Origin of the sequence: Pseudoxanthomonas sp. CF385, from assembly GCF_900104255.1 — a bacterium.
GTDB lineage: Bacteria > Pseudomonadota > Gammaproteobacteria > Xanthomonadales > Xanthomonadaceae > Pseudoxanthomonas_A.
Map to the genome: position 1 here is coordinate 1498538 of NZ_FNKZ01000001.1, position 16011 is coordinate 1514548.

16 protein-coding genes and 1 pseudogene are annotated in these 16011 nt (G+C 68.9%); 13 read left to right on the forward strand and 4 right to left on the reverse strand.

The features are described from left to right. Positions 1-14 precede the first annotated feature (14 nt). Both BLT45_RS06800 and BLT45_RS06805 read left to right on the forward strand, forming a co-directional pair. Entirely contained in the window at positions 15-803 is a 789-nt protein-coding gene (locus BLT45_RS06800; RefSeq protein WP_093296721.1) for a peptidoglycan DD-metalloendopeptidase family protein, read from the forward strand. Next, entirely contained in the window at positions 800-1672 is an 873-nt protein-coding gene (locus BLT45_RS06805) for an endonuclease/exonuclease/phosphatase family protein (RefSeq protein ID WP_093296723.1), read from the forward strand. The genes BLT45_RS06800 and BLT45_RS06805 overlap by 4 nt, the downstream gene beginning before the upstream one ends. 23 nt (positions 1673-1695) lie before the next feature. On the opposite strand, the gene BLT45_RS06810 is transcribed toward BLT45_RS06805, so the two are convergent. After that, on the reverse strand, positions 1696-2073 hold the full coding sequence (locus BLT45_RS06810; RefSeq protein ID WP_093296725.1) for an Mth938-like domain-containing protein: 378 nt from the start codon (positions 2071-2073) through the stop codon (positions 1696-1698). A gap of 22 nt (positions 2074-2095) precedes the next feature. Then, positions 2096-2401: a ribosome assembly RNA-binding protein YhbY gene (gene yhbY, locus BLT45_RS06815; protein ID WP_093296727.1), complete on the reverse strand. Its 306-nt coding sequence runs from the start codon at positions 2399-2401 to the stop codon at positions 2096-2098. A gap of 103 nt (positions 2402-2504) precedes the next feature. On the opposite strand from yhbY, the gene rlmE reads away from it, so the two are divergent. The 5 genes from rlmE (at position 2505) to BLT45_RS06840 (ending at position 7141) form a co-directional block, all read left to right on the forward strand. After that, the gene (rlmE, locus tag BLT45_RS06820) at positions 2505-3137 is read left to right on the forward strand and encodes a 23S rRNA (uridine(2552)-2'-O)-methyltransferase RlmE (RefSeq protein WP_093296728.1); all 633 of its coding nucleotides are present in this window, start codon (positions 2505-2507) and stop codon (positions 3135-3137) included. 49 nt (positions 3138-3186) lie between these two features. Then, positions 3187-5115 (forward strand): ATP-dependent zinc metalloprotease FtsH, encoded by a 1929-nt coding sequence (gene ftsH, locus BLT45_RS06825; RefSeq protein ID WP_175455746.1) that lies wholly within the window; start codon positions 3187-3189, stop codon positions 5113-5115. Between the two features lie 70 nt (positions 5116-5185). Further along, positions 5186-5389, forward strand: coding sequence for a glycine zipper domain-containing protein (locus tag BLT45_RS06830; protein WP_093296732.1), 204 nt, complete (start codon positions 5186-5188; stop codon positions 5387-5389). After that, positions 5389-6288: a dihydropteroate synthase gene (gene folP, locus BLT45_RS06835; protein ID WP_093296734.1), complete on the forward strand. Its 900-nt coding sequence runs from the start codon at positions 5389-5391 to the stop codon at positions 6286-6288. Before BLT45_RS06830 ends, folP begins: the two co-directional genes overlap by 1 nt. 58 nt (positions 6289-6346) lie before the next feature. After that, positions 6347-7141, forward strand: a complete 795-nt coding sequence (locus tag BLT45_RS06840; RefSeq protein ID WP_175455747.1) for a cytochrome c4 — start codon at positions 6347-6349, stop codon at positions 7139-7141. 29 nt (positions 7142-7170) lie between these two features. On the opposite strand, the gene BLT45_RS06845 is transcribed toward BLT45_RS06840, so the two are convergent. Continuing rightward, positions 7171-9558, reverse strand: a complete 2388-nt coding sequence (locus tag BLT45_RS06845; RefSeq protein WP_139187950.1) for an HzsA-related protein — start codon at positions 9556-9558, stop codon at positions 7171-7173. A gap of 229 nt (positions 9559-9787) precedes the next feature. Between BLT45_RS06845 and miaA the strand changes: the two genes are divergently transcribed. From miaA to BLT45_RS06875, 6 genes are all read left to right on the forward strand, one after another. Next, positions 9788-10744 (forward strand): tRNA (adenosine(37)-N6)-dimethylallyltransferase MiaA, encoded by a 957-nt coding sequence (gene miaA / locus BLT45_RS06850; protein ID WP_093296740.1) that lies wholly within the window; start codon positions 9788-9790, stop codon positions 10742-10744. A 167-nt stretch (positions 10745-10911) separates the two neighbouring features. Continuing rightward, positions 10912-11190 (forward strand): RNA chaperone Hfq, encoded by a 279-nt coding sequence (gene hfq / locus BLT45_RS06855; RefSeq protein ID WP_056881347.1) that lies wholly within the window; start codon positions 10912-10914, stop codon positions 11188-11190. A gap of 34 nt (positions 11191-11224) precedes the next feature. Then, entirely contained in the window at positions 11225-12574 is a 1350-nt protein-coding gene (hflX, locus tag BLT45_RS06860; protein WP_093296742.1) for a ribosome rescue GTPase HflX, read from the forward strand. A gap of 234 nt (positions 12575-12808) precedes the next feature. Next, entirely contained in the window at positions 12809-13945 is a 1137-nt protein-coding gene (gene hflK, locus BLT45_RS06865; RefSeq protein WP_093296744.1) for an FtsH protease activity modulator HflK, read from the forward strand. Continuing rightward, on the forward strand, positions 13942-14805 hold the full coding sequence (hflC, locus tag BLT45_RS06870) for a protease modulator HflC (protein WP_093296746.1): 864 nt from the start codon (positions 13942-13944) through the stop codon (positions 14803-14805). The genes hflK and hflC overlap by 4 nt, the downstream gene beginning before the upstream one ends. A 97-nt stretch (positions 14806-14902) precedes the next feature. Further along, a complete protein-coding gene (locus tag BLT45_RS06875; protein WP_093296748.1) occupies positions 14903-15088 on the forward strand; it encodes a DUF2065 domain-containing protein in 186 nt (61 codons plus the stop codon). A gap of 220 nt (positions 15089-15308) precedes the next feature. Here BLT45_RS06875 and BLT45_RS18475 read toward each other — a convergent pair. Then, positions 15309-15632: pseudogene (locus tag BLT45_RS18475) on the reverse strand (endonuclease domain-containing protein); the annotation flags it as partial. Positions 15633-16011: the final 379 nt, after the last annotated feature.

Genomic DNA, 16011 nt, shown 5'->3' on the forward strand with positions numbered 1-16011 from the left:
ACACGACGAAACGCATGACCACGACGCACCGCACCGGCTTCCGCATGACGCGCGCCCTCCTGATCGGCTTGGCCGTGGCGATGCTCGCCGCCTGCTCGACCACGGTCGTGCGCACACCCGGCGCGCCGTCGTCGACACGCCCCTCTTCGCAGGCCAAGCCCGGTGCGACCGTGCGCGTGCAACGCGGCGATACGCTGTACGGCATCGCCTTCCGCAACGGTGTCGACGTGAAGGACCTGGCGGCCTGGAACGGCATCGCGCCGCCGTACACGATCTACCCGGGCCAGTCGCTCAAGCTCTATCCCGCCGGTGGCAGCCGCCCCGCAGCGACGACGACTCCAACGCGCCCCTCGACGGGCACGTCGACGCGTCCTACGCCCCCTCCGGCACCAGTGACGCGTCCCGTCGCGACGCCTGCGCCGGCCAACAGCGGGTTCGCATGGCGCTGGCCCGCCGATGGCCACCTCATCGGCCGGTTCGTGAACGGGGATGCCACCAAGCAGGGCGTCGACATCGCCGGCAGCAACGGCCAGGCCGTGCGCGCAGCGGCCGATGGCGTGGTGGTGTATTCCGGCGCCGGCCTCGTCGGCTACGGCGAACTCATCATCGTCAAGCACAGCGAGCAGTGGCTCTCGGCCTACGGCCACAACCGCAAGCGCCTGGTCAACGAAGGGCAGAGCGTGAAGGCCGGTCAGCAGATCGCCGAGATGGGCAGCAGCGGCGCGTCGCGCGAGATGCTGCACTTCGAGATCCGCCACAACGGCAAGCCGGTCGATCCGCTGCAGTACCTGCCGGCGCGATGAGTCTGGTTCGGGCGCGACGCGGCTGCCTCGCCGCCGCGCTGTTGGGCACTGCGCTGTGCGTGCTGGCCGGCTGCGCTTCGACAGTCCGCGAATCGCCACCCCAGACCGCGCCGCTGGACGTGGCGACGCTGAACCTCTGGCACGACAAGCAGGATTGGCCCCACCGGCAGGACCTGATCGTCTCCGAATTGCGCAGGCTTGCCCCCGACGTGATCGTCCTGCAGGAAGTGCTGCAGGATGCGGCGCTGCCCAATCAGGCGCAGGTGCTGGCATCCCGGCTCGGTTATGAGTACCGCTTTTTCTCCGCCGATGCGCCCACGCAGGCACGCCGCTACGGCAACGCGATCCTGGTCCGGGGCACGATCGACGCCTCCCGCGAAGCGAAGCTGGCGCCGCTTGACGACTACCGCACCGCCGGCTGGGTCCGCGCCACCGTGCGGGGCCGGCCGTTGAACGTTTACGCCACCCACCTGCACCACACACCGCCGGGTGGCGCGATCCGCGCGCAGCAGATCGCGGGCCTGCTCGATCTGGTCGATGCTACGGCGGGCGACGTGCCGTCGGTGATCGGCGGCGATTTCAACACCCGCTCGGACACGCCGGAGCTGACGGCGCTGGTCGCGCGTTTCGCCGACGCCTATGCGGATGCGCACTCCAGCGAAGACTCCAACACGCCTGCGCATGCCACGCTCAATCCGCGTCTGAGCCATCCGCCCGTGCGCATCGACCATGTCTTCGCGCAACTCGGCGTCTTCCGCGTCGTGGACGCACGCATCTTCCTCGACAAGGCCGACGCCACCGGCGCGTGGCCGTCAGACCATTACGGCGTCTGGGCGCGGGTCGCGTGGAATGAGGGGGTGCGCAGGTGAACCTGGTGTTGCAGTAACCGAGGTTAGCGGGGCGCCAACAGGAAGCCCGCGACGACGCGCCGGGATTCACCGGCCAGCACGTTGAACGTGCGCGCCGCGGCGGCGTTGGTCATCACTTCCAGTCCCACGCCCTGGCGCAGGCATGCGGCCATCACGACGGCAGGGGGGAACACCTGGCGTTCGCCGGTGCCCAGCAGGATCACTTCCGGCTGGAGGGCGATCAGCGGGGCCAGGTCCTCGGGGGTGAGGGCCGCGCTGTCGCTGACGGACCAGTCCTCGATCAGTTGCTGGGGCGACAGGATGAAGCTGGCGGTCAGCGTCCGGTCGTTCACCCGGGCGTGCTGTCCGTCGGCGGACCGCAGGGTGAAGGCGTAGTCGGGCAGTTCGTGGCTCAGCTGCATGGCGGGGGCCTGCGCTGGGGGATCAGCCGCGCGGCAACACGATGTGTCGGCGTTCCTTGCTGGGGCGGTACAACACCGCAGTGTGGCCGATCCGCTGGACCAGGGCCGCGTCGGTCTTCTCGGCCAGGTCGTCGATCATGGTGTCCCGGGCCTCGCGGTCTTCGCCTGCCACCTTCACCTTGACCAGTTCGTGCTGTTCCAGCACGCCGTCCAGCTCCGCGATGAAGGCGGGCGTGACGCCCTTGTTGCCAATCTGCAGCAGGGCCTTGAGGTCATGGGCCTGGCCGCGCAGGAAACGGGTCTGGGCGGCGGTCAGGGCTACAGGCATGCGGCACGGTACGGGTCGAAAAGGGGGATCAGGGTATCATGGCCACCCCCCAGAACGGCTCGTGCGGCTCCCGTCGCAGCGTGCCCCGAGACCTCGCCGCCCCATGGCTACCCGCAGCAAGAGCAGCCAGCGCTGGCTGAAGGAACACTTCTCCGACCCCTACGTGAAGAAGGCCCAGGCCGAAGGCCTGCGCTCGCGTGCGGCGTACAAGCTGGAGGAGCTGCTGGAACGCGACCGCCTGCTCAAGCCGGGCATGGTGGTGGTCGACCTGGGCGCCGCCCCGGGGGGCTGGTCGCAGTTCGTCCGCCAGGCGATGGGCGACAGCGGCCGGGTGGTGGCCATGGACATCCTGGACATGCCCCCGCTGGCCGGCGTGGACTTCCTTCATGGGGATTTCAGGGAGGACAGCGTTCTATCCCAACTGGAAGCCATGCTGGACGGCGCGCCCGTGGACCTTGTGCTGTCGGATATGGCCCCCAATAAGAGTGGTGTGGATGCGGTCGACCAGCCGCGGATGATGCACTTGGCCGAACTCGCCATGGAGTTCGCCGAGAGCCATCTGAAGCCGGGCGGGGCGTTCCTGATCAAGCTGTTCCAGGGCGCCGGTTCCGACGACTACATCCGCGAGCTTCGCCGCCGCTATGACAAGGTGGCGATCCGCAAGCCGGATGCCTCCCGCAAGCGCTCGCCCGAGGTGTACGCCCTGGGACAGGGCAAGCGGGCCCAGATCAAGTAAGGTGACGTAACGTGCGCAACAGGAAAGAGGAACAGCGGAGCCGATGAGGATGAACGACCTGACCAAGAACCTCCTGCTGTGGGTAGTCGTCGCCGTCGTGCTGATGGTCGTCTTCCAGAGCTTCTCGCCCAAGGGCGGCGCCAGCGCGCCGGGCGGCCCGATCACCTATTCCGAGTTCCTGCAGGAAGTGGAATCCGGTCGCGTGTCGTCGGTGAAGTTCACCAACGAGAGCAATCTCGCGACGAACGCCATCGCCTTCAAGCGCAAGGACAGCACCACCGGTACCGTCTACGGTCCGCAGGACGACAAGCTCGTCGACACGCTGCTGGACAAGAACGTCACGATCGACCGCGAACAGCCGGAAAGCGGCATCTCGCTGGTCGCGATCCTGTTCAACTTCCTGCCCGTGCTGCTGATCATCGGGTTCTGGATCTTCATCATGCGCCAGATGCAGGGCGGTGGCGGCGGCGCGAAGGGCGCGATGTCCTTCGGCAAGTCGCGCGCCAAGCTGCAGGGCGAGGACCAGGTGAAGGTGACCTTCGCCGACGTTGCCGGCTGCGATGAAGCGAAGGAAGAGGTGGGCGAGCTGGTCGAGTTCCTGCGCGACCCCGGCAAGTTCCAGAAGCTGGGCGGCAAGATCCCGCGCGGCGTGCTGATGGTCGGCCAGCCCGGCACCGGCAAGACGCTGCTGGCCAAGGCGATCGCCGGCGAGGCGAAGGTGCCGTTCTTCAGCATCTCCGGTTCGGATTTTGTCGAGATGTTCGTCGGCGTCGGCGCCAGCCGCGTGCGCGACATGTTCGAGCAGGCCAAGAAGCACGCCCCGTGCATCATCTTCATCGACGAGATCGACGCCGTCGGCCGCCATCGCGGTGCCGGCCTGGGCGGCGGCCACGACGAGCGCGAGCAGACGCTGAACCAGTTGCTGGTCGAGATGGACGGTTTCGAAGGCGGCGAAGGCGTCATCGTGATCGCGGCGACCAACCGTCCCGACGTGCTCGACCCGGCGCTGCTGCGTCCGGGCCGCTTCGACCGTCAGGTCGTGGTGGGCCTGCCGGACGTGAAGGGCCGCGAGCAGATCCTGCGCGTGCACATGCGCAAGCTGCCGCTGGCCGACGATGTCGAGCCGATGGTGATCGCCCGCGGCACGCCCGGCTTCAGCGGCGCCGACCTGGCCAACTTGGCCAATGAGGCCGCGTTGTTCGCCGCCCGCGAGAACGCGAAGGAAGTCCGCATGGACCACTTCGACCGCGCGCGGGACAAGATCCTGATGGGCGCCGAGCGTCGTTCGATGGCGATGAGCGAGGAAGAGAAGACCCTCACCGCCTACCACGAAGCCGGCCATGCCATCGTCGGTCGCGTGGTGCCGGAGCACGACCCCGTCTACAAGGTCACCATCATCCCGCGCGGCCGCGCGCTGGGCGTGACGATGTACCTGCCCGAAGGCGACAAGTATTCGCTGAACCGCGTCGCCATCGAGTCGCAGCTCTGCTCGCTGTACGGCGGCCGCGTGGCCGAGGAGCTGATCTTCGGCGCGGACAAGGTCACCACGGGTGCGTCCAACGACATCGAGCGCGCCACCAAGATGGCCCGCAACATGGTCACCAAGTGGGGCCTGAGCGACGAGATGGGCCCGATCGCCTACGGCGAGGAAGAGGACGAGGTGTTCCTCGGCCGCTCCGTCACCCAGCACAAGAACGTCTCCAACGAGACCGCCCGCAAGATCGACGAAGTCGTCCGCCTCATTCTGGACCGTGCGTATGCGCGGACCAAGACGATCCTCACCGAGAACCTCGACAAGCTGCACACGATGTCCAACCTGCTGCTGCAGTACGAGACCATCGACGCGCCGCAGATCGACGCCATCATGGAAGGTCGCGAGCCGCCGCCGCCGGTGGGCTGGACCAAGTCCGGCAAGGACGACGACAAGCCCGAATCGCGGCCCCTGCCGCCGATCGGTGGGCCGGCCGCGCAGACCTGAGGCGCGTTGCCAGCGTGACGACGAAAGGCCAGACTCGCGTCTGGCCTTTTTTTCTTTCCGCGGGGTTTCCATGGCAGACAACGACACGCGCCCGGTGCGCCCGCTGTTGCCGGTCGGCATCGGTGTGGGTATCGCCATCGGCGTCGCCATCGGCATGGCGATGGACAATGTCGGTGCCGGTATCGCCATCGGCGTCGCACTGGGTGTCGCATTCGGCGCCGGATCCAGGCGCGCTCGCGCGGGCGAGGACACCGATCAGGACGGAACGAAGTGATGTTCGATACCGTTCCCCAGCTCGACTGCGCCGGCCGCATCCTCAAACTCGACCGCACGCAGGTCATGGGCATCGTCAACGTCACCCCGGACTCGTTCTCCGACGGCGGCGTGCACGACACGACCGAGGCGGCCGTCGCGCATGCGCTCAGGCTGGTGGAAGAGGGCGCCGACCTTCTCGATATCGGCGGCGAGTCCACCCGGCCCGGCGCCGCCGATGTGGACGTGGAGGAAGAACTCCGCCGCGTCGTGCCCGTGATCGAACGGCTCGCCGCGCAGGTGGCCGTGCCGATCAGCATCGACACGTACAAGCCCGAGGTGATGCGGGCCGCCGTGCAGGCGGGCGCGGGCATGATCAACGACGTGTACGGCCTGCGTCGCGACGGCGCGCTCGATGCCGCGGCCGCGCTCGGCGTGCCGGTGGTGCTGATGCACATGCAGGGCGAGCCACGCTCGATGCAGGCCGCGCCGCACTACGACGACGTGGTCGGCGACGTCCACCGGTTCCTCGCCGAACGCATCTTCGCCGCCGAGATGGCCGGCATTCCAAAGAAGCGCATCGTCGTCGATCCGGGCTTCGGCTTCGGCAAGGACACCGCGCACAACCTGCAGTTGCTCGCGCAGTTCGAGCGCTTCGTCGAGCTCGGCGTGCCCGTGCTGGCGGGGCTGTCGCGCAAGCGCAGCATCGGCGAACTGACCGGTCGCGAGGTGCCGGCGGACCGCGTGGCCGGCTCCGTCGCCGCCCACCTGATCGCCGTCCAGCGCGGCGCCACGCTCGTGCGCGTGCACGACGTCGCCGCCACGGTCGACGCCCTCAAGGTCTGGAATGCCGTCGCCGCCGTGCCCGCGCCGCGCAAAGCGGCGACGACCCCGACGATCCGCTGGCCCGACGACGACTGACTGGCCGGCGCGCGGCGCACGCCCCGTTCGCACCAAGAGTCGGGGAGGGGAGTCGCCCATGCGCATCGCATCGCTCGTCCTGCTGTGCCTGCTGTTGGCCGCGTGCAACCGCGCGCCGCCGTCACCACCCGTGGTCTCGGCGCCTGCGCCGCCACCCGGTGATCCGGTCGAGGGCCTGCGCGTGGCCACGCGGGTGGGCTGCAGCGGCTGCCATGGCCGCGATGGCGCCGGTCAGGTCTTCATGGAGAACCCCGAACTCGGCCGCATCGTCGCGCCCAACCTGACCCAGCGCCGCACGCTGTACGACGATGCCGCGCTGACGGCGTTGCTGCGCGAAGGCCGCACGCACGACGGCCACGTGCCCTGGGGCATGCCGATCAAGATGTTCCAGCATCTCAGCGACCGCGAGGTTCGCGACATCACCGCCTGGCTGCGCGGCCTGCCGGCTGTCGACAACCCGGCCTTGCCCGCGGGGCAGTGGTCCGAATCGCTCATCAGGACCACGAACGACGGCACCCATCCCTGGTTGCCCGACATGGTGCCGGACCCCGGCCAGGATCCGCCGGCCGTGCCGCCCACCGAACCGCTGGCGCTGGGCCGCCACCTCGCGTTCACCACCTGCAGCGAATGCCACGGCTGGGACCTCAATGGCTGGGAAGGCGATCCTGCGCCGTCGCTCGTCGTCGCCAAGGCCTACACGCACGCGCAGTTCACCCGGCTGATGCGCACCGGCGAGATCGCCGCTGGAGGCAAATCGAAGACCGGGCTGATGAGCGGCGTCGCGGCCTACCGGTATCCGGTGATGACCGACGAGGAAATCGCCGCGCTGAAGCAATTCCTCGACGCGCGCTGAACCGCCGCAGCGCGCTTCATCAGGTGCGATCAGCGGTCTGCGCGATCGCGCCGGATCGCACGGCGTACTTCCCCGAGCCACGACGCGGTCACCGTCGCGCCCTCGTCCGCCGGCATGACGGTCGCGCCCGCGGTGGCGGGCGGCATCGCCACGGACGGATTCGGGATCAGCGGATGCGCGCCGTTGACCCGGATCGGCGTGGCGCCGTTCTGCTGCTTCCAGTGGCGCAACAACTGCCGCAAGGCCTCCGGTGGCGTCGTCGAAGGCGTGCCGCCGGCCTGGTTGCGCGCATTCTCGCCATGGCAACCCGTGCAGGTCCGGATCTCGCCCGGTTGCAGCGTCACCCACAGGCGTTCGCGCACGATCGGCACGCCGGCGGCGTCGGTGCTCTGCCAGGTCAGGGCGCGGCTGGCGGGAACGAAGGCGGCCGTCGAACCGTCGGCGGCGATGCGCACGCTGCCGGCCGGGCCGCCTGCATTGGCCGGATTCGCAGCGACCGCCATCGGCTGCGCGATCGGGCGTCGGCCGCGCTGGTAGATCGAGCCGGTGGTGTAGGCGCGGATCATGTTGGCCTGCAGGATCTGGTAGTGCGAGATCTCGTAGATCCGGCCGCCGCCGCCCAGCGTCTGCACGCCGCCGGGCACGCGCAGGTTGTAGGGCTGCTGCTTGTCGTCGCGGTCGCGCGCGGTCTGGTTGCGGGTGACGATCAGCGCGAGCTGGTTCGCTTTCAGCCAGGCGCGGAACGCGGCTTCGTTGACCTGTTCGCTGGCGAACACCGACTGTTCCGGCGAGGCCATCGGCGTGGTGGTCACCGGCGGACGCGTGCGCGCCACCACTTCCACCGGGTCGATCTCCCACAGCACGCCGTTGTAGCTGCGCTGATTGTCCGGATCCCACCAGGTCAGGTTCTTGCTGATGCCCGGCGTGAGTGCCGGCCCTGCCACCAGCATGCCGCCGGCATTCGTCTGCAACTGGTGCAGGCGCAGCGCAACGCCGGCCTGGAACGCCGGGCTGCTGGTGTAGCTGGCGACCATGTGGCCGCTGCTCATCGGCAGCGGCGTGCGGAAGCGGCCGCCGGCCAGGTTGCCGCTGCCGTCCGCCGCCGGCGAGGCATCGACGATCTCCATCTGCTCGGCGTTGAGATGCGGCGCCCCCGTGATGCGGACGATCTGGTTGGTGCCGCCGGTGGCGAACTCGCGGGTGTAGATGGCGTAGTAGCTGCCTTCGACGGTCGGATCCTCGCGGATCTGGAACAGGCCGCCGTCCATGCGGATGTACTTCTTGTTGGCGATCAGCGCCGTGTTGGAGTAGTCCGACAGGGCGCTGTCGGTCGAGAAGGATTTCGGCAGATAACCGAACGACAGCTCCTGCCGCCCGATGTGGTTGAGCGTCAGTTCTTCGGTGCCGTCCTGGTTCATCTGCCACGGCGTGAACAGGTTGTAGGTGAAGCCATTGACGTTGCCGTACGCGCTGCTCATGCCGCTGCGCGATTCGGGGAACGTCTCCGGTTGCAGGCCGATGCTGGCGGCGCCGGACGCTTCGCTGGCCAGGTCGTGGGCGCCGTAGGTGCCGGCGTCGGCCTGCTGGTCGCGCTGCAGGTGATCCCAGCGGATGAAGATCACGCGGCCGTAGCGGTCGATGCTGGGCGAGAACGCGCCGCTGGGCGCGTGGTTGAGCAGGCGTACCTGTCCGTTCGACGGATCGAGCTGCCAGACGCCGGTGATCGTGGGCGTGCTCTCGTACTCGTCGAGCTGGGGATACAGGTGCGCTTCGCCACCGCGCGGACGGTCCGAGGTGAACAGGATGCGGTCCTGGCTGTCGTAGATCGGCGAGACGTTGTTGTAGTCCGCGGGCTGGTTCGCCACCTTGGTGATGACGGCCGCCTGACCCTGGCCCAGACCGGTGACTTCGAACATCTGCCACTTCGCGGTGGGGTGCGCGTAACGCTGCGGTGGTCCGCCCACCACCATGCTGAAGATCGCCTTGGTGCCGCTCCAGTGCACGGCCGGCTCGCGGACCGCGATCGCGTTCGCGCCCTGCTGGCCTTCCATACCGAAGCCCGCTTCCTTCGTCAGGTTGCGCAGGCTGCCGTCGGGGTAGCGGATCATCAGGTCGCCGCCGCGCGTCAGCGCCGCCATGCTGGGCAGGTGGTTGGCGAACGTCGACATGCGACTGGCGAACGGATCGCCCTGCGTCGGCACCTGGGTGACGAACAGGATGGGGTTGGGCACCGCGGTGCTCGGGACGGCCGCTGCCGTCACCCGCGCGGGCGCCGCGCCTGCCGTGGGCCGGGCGGCCGCCGGCGGCGGGGTGGCGTCGACGGAGGCGGTGTTGTCCGCGCGGCACGCGGACAGCAGCGCCACCACGGCGAGCAAGGGCAACAGGTGCCGCTGCGGGAACAGGGAAAGCATAAGCATCCGGTCGACTCGCGCTGGGAAACATCGATGTCCGCGGTAGGCGATGGCACGGCGATCTGCATCGCGCATCGGCGTCCCCCGCATCCCCCTGTGGACGCGGCCCGAATGTACATGAGCGCTGCACAGGCCTGCGGGCTCCGAAGCGCCAAGCTTGACCGGCATCGCAGAACGCATTTGATCGAGCACCGGCGCGTTAAGCTGGTCGCCTGCACACCGTCTTCCCGCCTGCATGCCGCTCGCCGATCGTCCCTCCGCCATCGCCATCATGGGCCCGACCGCATCGGGCAAGACGGCGTTCGCGCTGGACGTGGCCGAACGCTTCAACGGCGAGATCGTCAGCGTCGATTCCGCACTGGTCTACCGCGGCCTGGACATCGGCGCGGCCAAGCCCAGCGCCGCCGAACAGGCCCGCGTGCCGCACCACCTGCTGGACGTGCGCGATCCCTGGCAGGCGTATTCGGCCGCCGATTTCGCCGCGGATGCGCGCCGTGCGATGGACGACATCGTCGCCCGTGGCCGGCTGCCGGTGCTGGCCGGTGGCACCGGTCTGTACTTCCAGGCGCTGCTCGAAGGACTGGCCGCGATGCCGCCCGCCGACGCCGCGCTGCGCGAACAGATCACCGCGCAGGCGCAGCAGGTGGGCTGGCCGGCCCTGCACGCCGAACTCGCGCGCGTGGATCCCGAGGCCGGCGCGCGCATCCACGCCACCGACCCGCAGCGCATCCAGCGCGCGCTGGAAGTGTTCCGCCTGACCGGCACGCCGATCAGCCAGTGGCAGCGCGAAGCGCGCCGCGCGCGCCTGCCGTTCCGCGTGCTCAAGCTGGTGCTGGCGCCGGCCGATCGCGCCGTGCTGCATGCACGGATCGCGCAGCGCTTCGACCTGATGCTGGCGCAGGGCTTCCTCGACGAAGTCCGCCGGCTGCGCGCCTTGCCCGGCCTGCAGGCGGTCACCGCGCCGCTGGACCTGCCGGCCGTGCGCGCCGTCGGTTACCGCCAGGCGTGGGAGTTCCTGGACGGGCAGGGCGATGCGGCGGCCTTCCGCGAACGCGCCATCCAGGCCACCCGCCAACTGGCCAAGCGTCAGCTCACCTGGCTGCGCGGCGCGCTGGACGCGCGCTGGTTCGACCCCGCCACCGACGGTGCCCGCCTCGCGCAGGCGCTGGACCTGTTCCTGCCGCGGGGCTGAGCCTCCGGGCCAGGGTGGTGGAACTGGAACCGGCTGCCTGACTTGGCGGCGCCCCCGGGGGCCGGAGTTGTGTAACATCGGGGCTCCGGGTCGGCAGGGGAGCTGTTTGCCGCACCGGGTTCAGCACCACCCATACCTACTATAAGAACGCAAGGCGGGAGTACGTCATGTCCAAGGGGCAATCCCTGCAGGATCCTTTCCTGAATGCACTACGGCGCGAGCGCGTGCCGGTGTCGGTCTACCTGGTCAACGGCATCAAGCTGCAGGGCACCATCGAATCCTTCGACCAGTTCGTGGTCCTGTTGCGCAACACGGTCAGCCAGATGGTCTACAAGCACGCCATCTCCACGGTGGTGCCGGCGCGCAACGTGCGCGTGGGACCCGGCGGCGGCTACGTGCAGCAAGGTGAAGACGGCGCGGAAGGCGGCGACGACGAAACCGCGTGATAATGCGTGCCTCGCTTGAAGAGGCACGACCCCATTGTTTGAAAGATCCCGCAAGGGCGAGCATGCGCTGCTGATCCAGCCGCATGCGGGCGGCCGTCCGGACGACGGCGTCACCGAGGAATTCAGCGATCTGGCCCGCTCCGCCGGCGCCAGCGTCGCCGCGCTGCTGATGGCGCGCATCGACCGGCCCAACCCGTCCACGCTGATCGGCAGCGGCAAGCTGGAGGAAGTGAAGGCCGCGGCCGACGCCACCGGCGCCGACCTGATCCTGGTCAACTTCCCGCTCTCGCCCGGCCAGGAACGCAACCTGGAAAAACTCCTGCAGCGCCGCGTGCTCGACCGCACCGGGCTGATCCTGGACATCTTCGCCCAGCGCGCCCGCAGCCACGAAGGCAAGCTGCAGGTGGAACTGGCGCAGCTGCGCCACATGGCCACGCGCCTGGTCCGCGGCTGGACCCACCTGGAGCGCCAGCGCGGCGGTTCCATCGGCCTGCGCGGCCCGGGCGAAACCCAGCTGGAAACCGATCGCCGCCTGCTGCAGAAGCGTGTCGAGCAGTTGCAGAAGCGGCTGGAGAAAGTGGAAGTGCAGCGCACCCAGATGCGCCGCGCCCGCGTGCGCAGCGAACTGCCGCGCGTGGCCCTGGTGGGCTACACCAACGCCGGCAAGTCCACGCTGTTCAACGTGCTGACCGGCGCGGAGGCCTACGCGGCCGACCAGCTGTTCGCGACCCTGGACCCCACCGTGCGCCGCATCGGCCTGCCCGGCGGCGCGGTGGTGCTGGCCGACACCGTGGGCTTCGTGCGCGACCTGCCGCACGAACTCGTCGCCGCGTTCCGCTCCACCTTGAGCGAAGCGCGCGAAGCCGACCTGCTGCTGCACATCGTCGATGCCGCCGATCCGCACCGCGAGGAGCGCATCGCCCAGGTCGATGAGGTGCTGCAGGAAATCGGCGCCGGCGACCTGCCGCAGATGCTGGTGTTCAACAAGATCGACCGCATCGAAGGCGCCGAGCCGCGCCACGACCAGCCCGATCCGGATGCCGGCGAAGAGGGCGGCGACGCGGTCGGCATCGGCCGTGCGCGCGAACGCGTGTGGATCTCCGCGCGCGACGGGCAGGGCATCGACCTGCTCAAGGGCGCGCTGGCGCAGCGGCTGGGCTTCCAGCGCGTGCGCGGCGAACTGCAACTGCCCGCGCACTCGGCGCGCCTGCGCTCGCGCCTGCACGCGCTCGGCGCCGTGCTGTCGGAGGATTTCGACGAACACGGCTGGCGCGTCACCGTCGACCTCGCCCTGGCCGACGCGCAGCGCCTGGCCTCGCAGGCCGGCGGCCATGCGCTGGAACCGTTGTTGCCACCGGTGGATGCGGAAGACTGGCAGCGGTAGGGCGGTCGGGCAGTTGGGTGATAGGGCGGTTGTGGGAGCGACGTAAGTCGCGAATGGGTGTGCATGAGACCTGGGCTGGATGGGTAAGGCCCTTCGCGACTTACGTCGCTCCCACAGGAAGGGACGCCCGCCCATGACCTCCCGGCCTTGCCTCCCGGCCGGGGCGCCCCTATCTAGTAGAATCGAGAACGCGCCGGCCCCGCGGCCCGCGCGAACCTTTCAAACGGAGTGGGCATGGCCTGGAACACCCCTGGAAGCGGCTCTGGTAGCGGCGGATCCGGCAACAACGGCAACAGCGGCAACCGGAACAACAACTGGAAGCCCCGCAAGGGCCAGGGCGGTGGCCTGGGTGACGTGATCGACCGCCTGCGCGGTCTGTTCGGCGGTGCCGGCGGTGGCGGTGGCGGCAACCCGCTGCGCTGGGTGCTGTTGGGCATTGGCATCCTGGTGCTGTTCTCCAGCTTCCAGCTGATCGGCGAACAGGACCGTGGCGTGGTGCTTCGCTTCGGCCAGTACAACCGCACCATGCAGCCCGGCCCGAACTTCAAGTTCCCGTGGCCCATCGAAAGCGTCACCAAGGTCCCGACCACCGGCGTGCGTACCTTCAGCAACAGCCTGCCGGTGCTGACGCGCGACGAAAACATCATCACCGTGTCGTTCAACGTGCAATACCGCGTAGGCGACCCCAAGCTGTTCCTGTTCGGTACCACCGAAGCCACCCGCGTTCTCGAGCAGACCGCTCAGAGCGTGGTGCGCGAGGTGATCGGCCGTTCCGACCTGGACGCCGCCCTCAACAACCGTGGGCCGTTGTCGGCCGATGCCGGCAAGGCGCTGCAGGCCTCGCTGGAGGCCTATCGCACGGGCCTGGTCGTCACCGAACTCAGCCTGCAGGACGCGCGTCCGCCGGAAGCCGTCAAGCCGGCCTTCGACGAGGTCAACAGCGCGCAGCAGGAGAACGAGCGACTGGTCTCCCAGGCGCGCGCCGTGGCCGCCCGCATCGTGCCGGAAGCGCGTGGCGACGCACAGCAGATCCGCACCCAGGCCGAGGGTTACAAGACCGCGGCCATCGCGAAAGCCACCGGTGACGCGACCCGCTTCACCCTGCTGCTGGACGAATACCGCGGCGCCCCCGAGGTGACCCGCAAGCGCCTGTGGCTGGATACCGTGCAAAAGGTGCTTGCGGACAATCGCAAGGTGGTCGGCGCCGACAGCCGCCAGTTGATCTACGTGCCGATGGGCCAGGCGCAGACGCCGGCTGCGTTGCCCTCCGGTGCCATCCCCGCCGAGGTCGTGATGCCGCAAGTTGAAAGCACCCCATCGAGCGCGCGCAATTCCGTGCGCACGCCGCGCCGCGAGGAGGCCCAGCCATGAGGAACTCCCTGATCGTCGGCATTGCCGTGGCCGTCCTGCTGGGGCTGATGGGCTCGGTCTACGTGGTACGCGAAGGACAGGTGGGCCTGGTGCTCAACTTGGGTCGCGTGGTGCGCAGCGAGATCGGCCCCGGCCTGCACTTCAAGTTGCCGCTGGTGGAATCGGCACGGGTGTTCGACCGTCGTTTCACCGCCAACGAGTTCCCGCCCGAGCGCTCGCTGACCTCCGAGCGCAAGGACGTCAGCGTCGACTTCATCGCCATCGGCTTCATCGTCAACGCCGCGGACTTCTACCGTGCGACCGGCGGCCAGGCCGACCTGGCCACCGAGCGCCTGGCGCCGATCATCAAGGAATCGCTGCGCAACGAGATCAACTCCCGCACGCTGACCCAGCTGGTCTCCGGCAACCGCAACGAACTGATCGAGAAGCAGCTGCCCGGCATCAATGCCGGTGCCAAGAATCTCGGCATGCAGGTGGTCGACATCCGCTTCAAGCAGATCGACCTGCCGACCGACAGCGAGGTCATCGACCAGGTCTACAACCGCATGCGCGCCGAGCGCACGCAGGTGGCCAGTGCACTGCGCGCGCAGGGTGCGGAGCAGGCGCGGATCGTGCAGGCCACGGCCCAGCGCGACGTCGCCGTACTGCTGGCCGAAGCCGAACGCGATGCGCAGAAGCTGCGTGGTGAAGGCGATGCCGAAGCTGCCCGCATCTACGGCACGGCCGCCAATCGCGACCCGGCGTTCTACGCCTTCCAGCGCAGCCTGGAGGCCTACCGCGCCTCGTTCGCGGACGGGCAGGGCGTGATCGTCCTGGACAAGGACGACCCGTTCCTCCAGTACATGAAGAGCGATCGCTGATCCTCAGCGCCGGCCGCCCCAGGGCGGCCGGTTGCGTTCCAGCCTCGCTGTCTCCCCCCGTCGCCCGCCCCACCGCGCGGGCCAGGACACCCCGCCCATGCCCGAACTCTGGTCCGCCCTGTGCCTGGTCGCCATCCTGGAAGGCTTGGTGCTGTTCGCCATCCCCGCCGGCTGGAAGCGCGCCGTGGTCCAACTGCTGCAGATGTCCGACGGCCAGGTCCGCGCCGTGGGCGGCTTCATCCTGATCTTCGGCCTGACCTTCCTCTGGGTCTTGAAGCGCTGAACGGCGCCCGCGTCAGCCCGCAAGCGGGCCGGTGCTCTGCTCCTTTCTCCCTGCAAGCGCGCACGTGCTTTCCCTTCTGCCCGCAAGCGGGTCCGAGCTTTTCCTTCTCTCCGCAAGCGGGCCCGAGCTTTTCCTTCTCCCCGCAAGCGGGCGCGTGTTTTCCCTTCTCCCCGCAAGCGGGGAGAAGGTGCCCGGAGGGCGGATGAGAGGCGAGCGCGGTAGCGATGGCGGCCAGCACAGCCTCCGTCTCGCGTAGCACGTCATCGTTCCAGAATCGCACCACGCGAAATCCCCGAGCCGCCAGGAACCTCGTACGCACCGCGTCCTGGTCGGCCGCATCGAGATGTTGGCTACCGTCCAACTCCACGACGAGACCCCTCTCCAGACAGGCGAAGTCCGCGATGTAGCGTCCGATCCGATGCTGGCGGCGGAACTTCCACCCGTGCAGGCGCCGGTTTCGCAAGTGCTGCCACAAGACGCGTTCTGCCTCGGTCTGGCTATTGCGCAGCAGACGCTGATGGTCGCGATTCGCTTTGGTTCTCATGGGACACCTCCGGCCAAGGAGGTAGCGTCGGCGTCGGGCTGCGCTGCCTCTATCGGAAACGCCTGCGGTGGCGGATCGGAACGCGCCCCTCATCCGCCTTCGGCACCTTCTCCCCGCCCGGCGGGGAGAAGGAAGAGCGGTGTTGTCCGCCCGGCGGGGAAAAGGAAGAGCGGTGTTGTCCGCCCGGCGGGGAGAAGGAAGAGCGGTGTTGTCCGCCCAGTGGGGAGAAGAAGAGCGCTGTTGTCCGCCCAGCGGGGGGAAGGAAGAGCGCCGTTATCCGCCCCAGCGGGGAAAAGGAAGGGCGCCGTTCCCCGCCTGAACATGGCCCCCGGGCAGGGTAGCCCCCGTCCCCGGAAACCCGGATAATGCACAAAAGCCG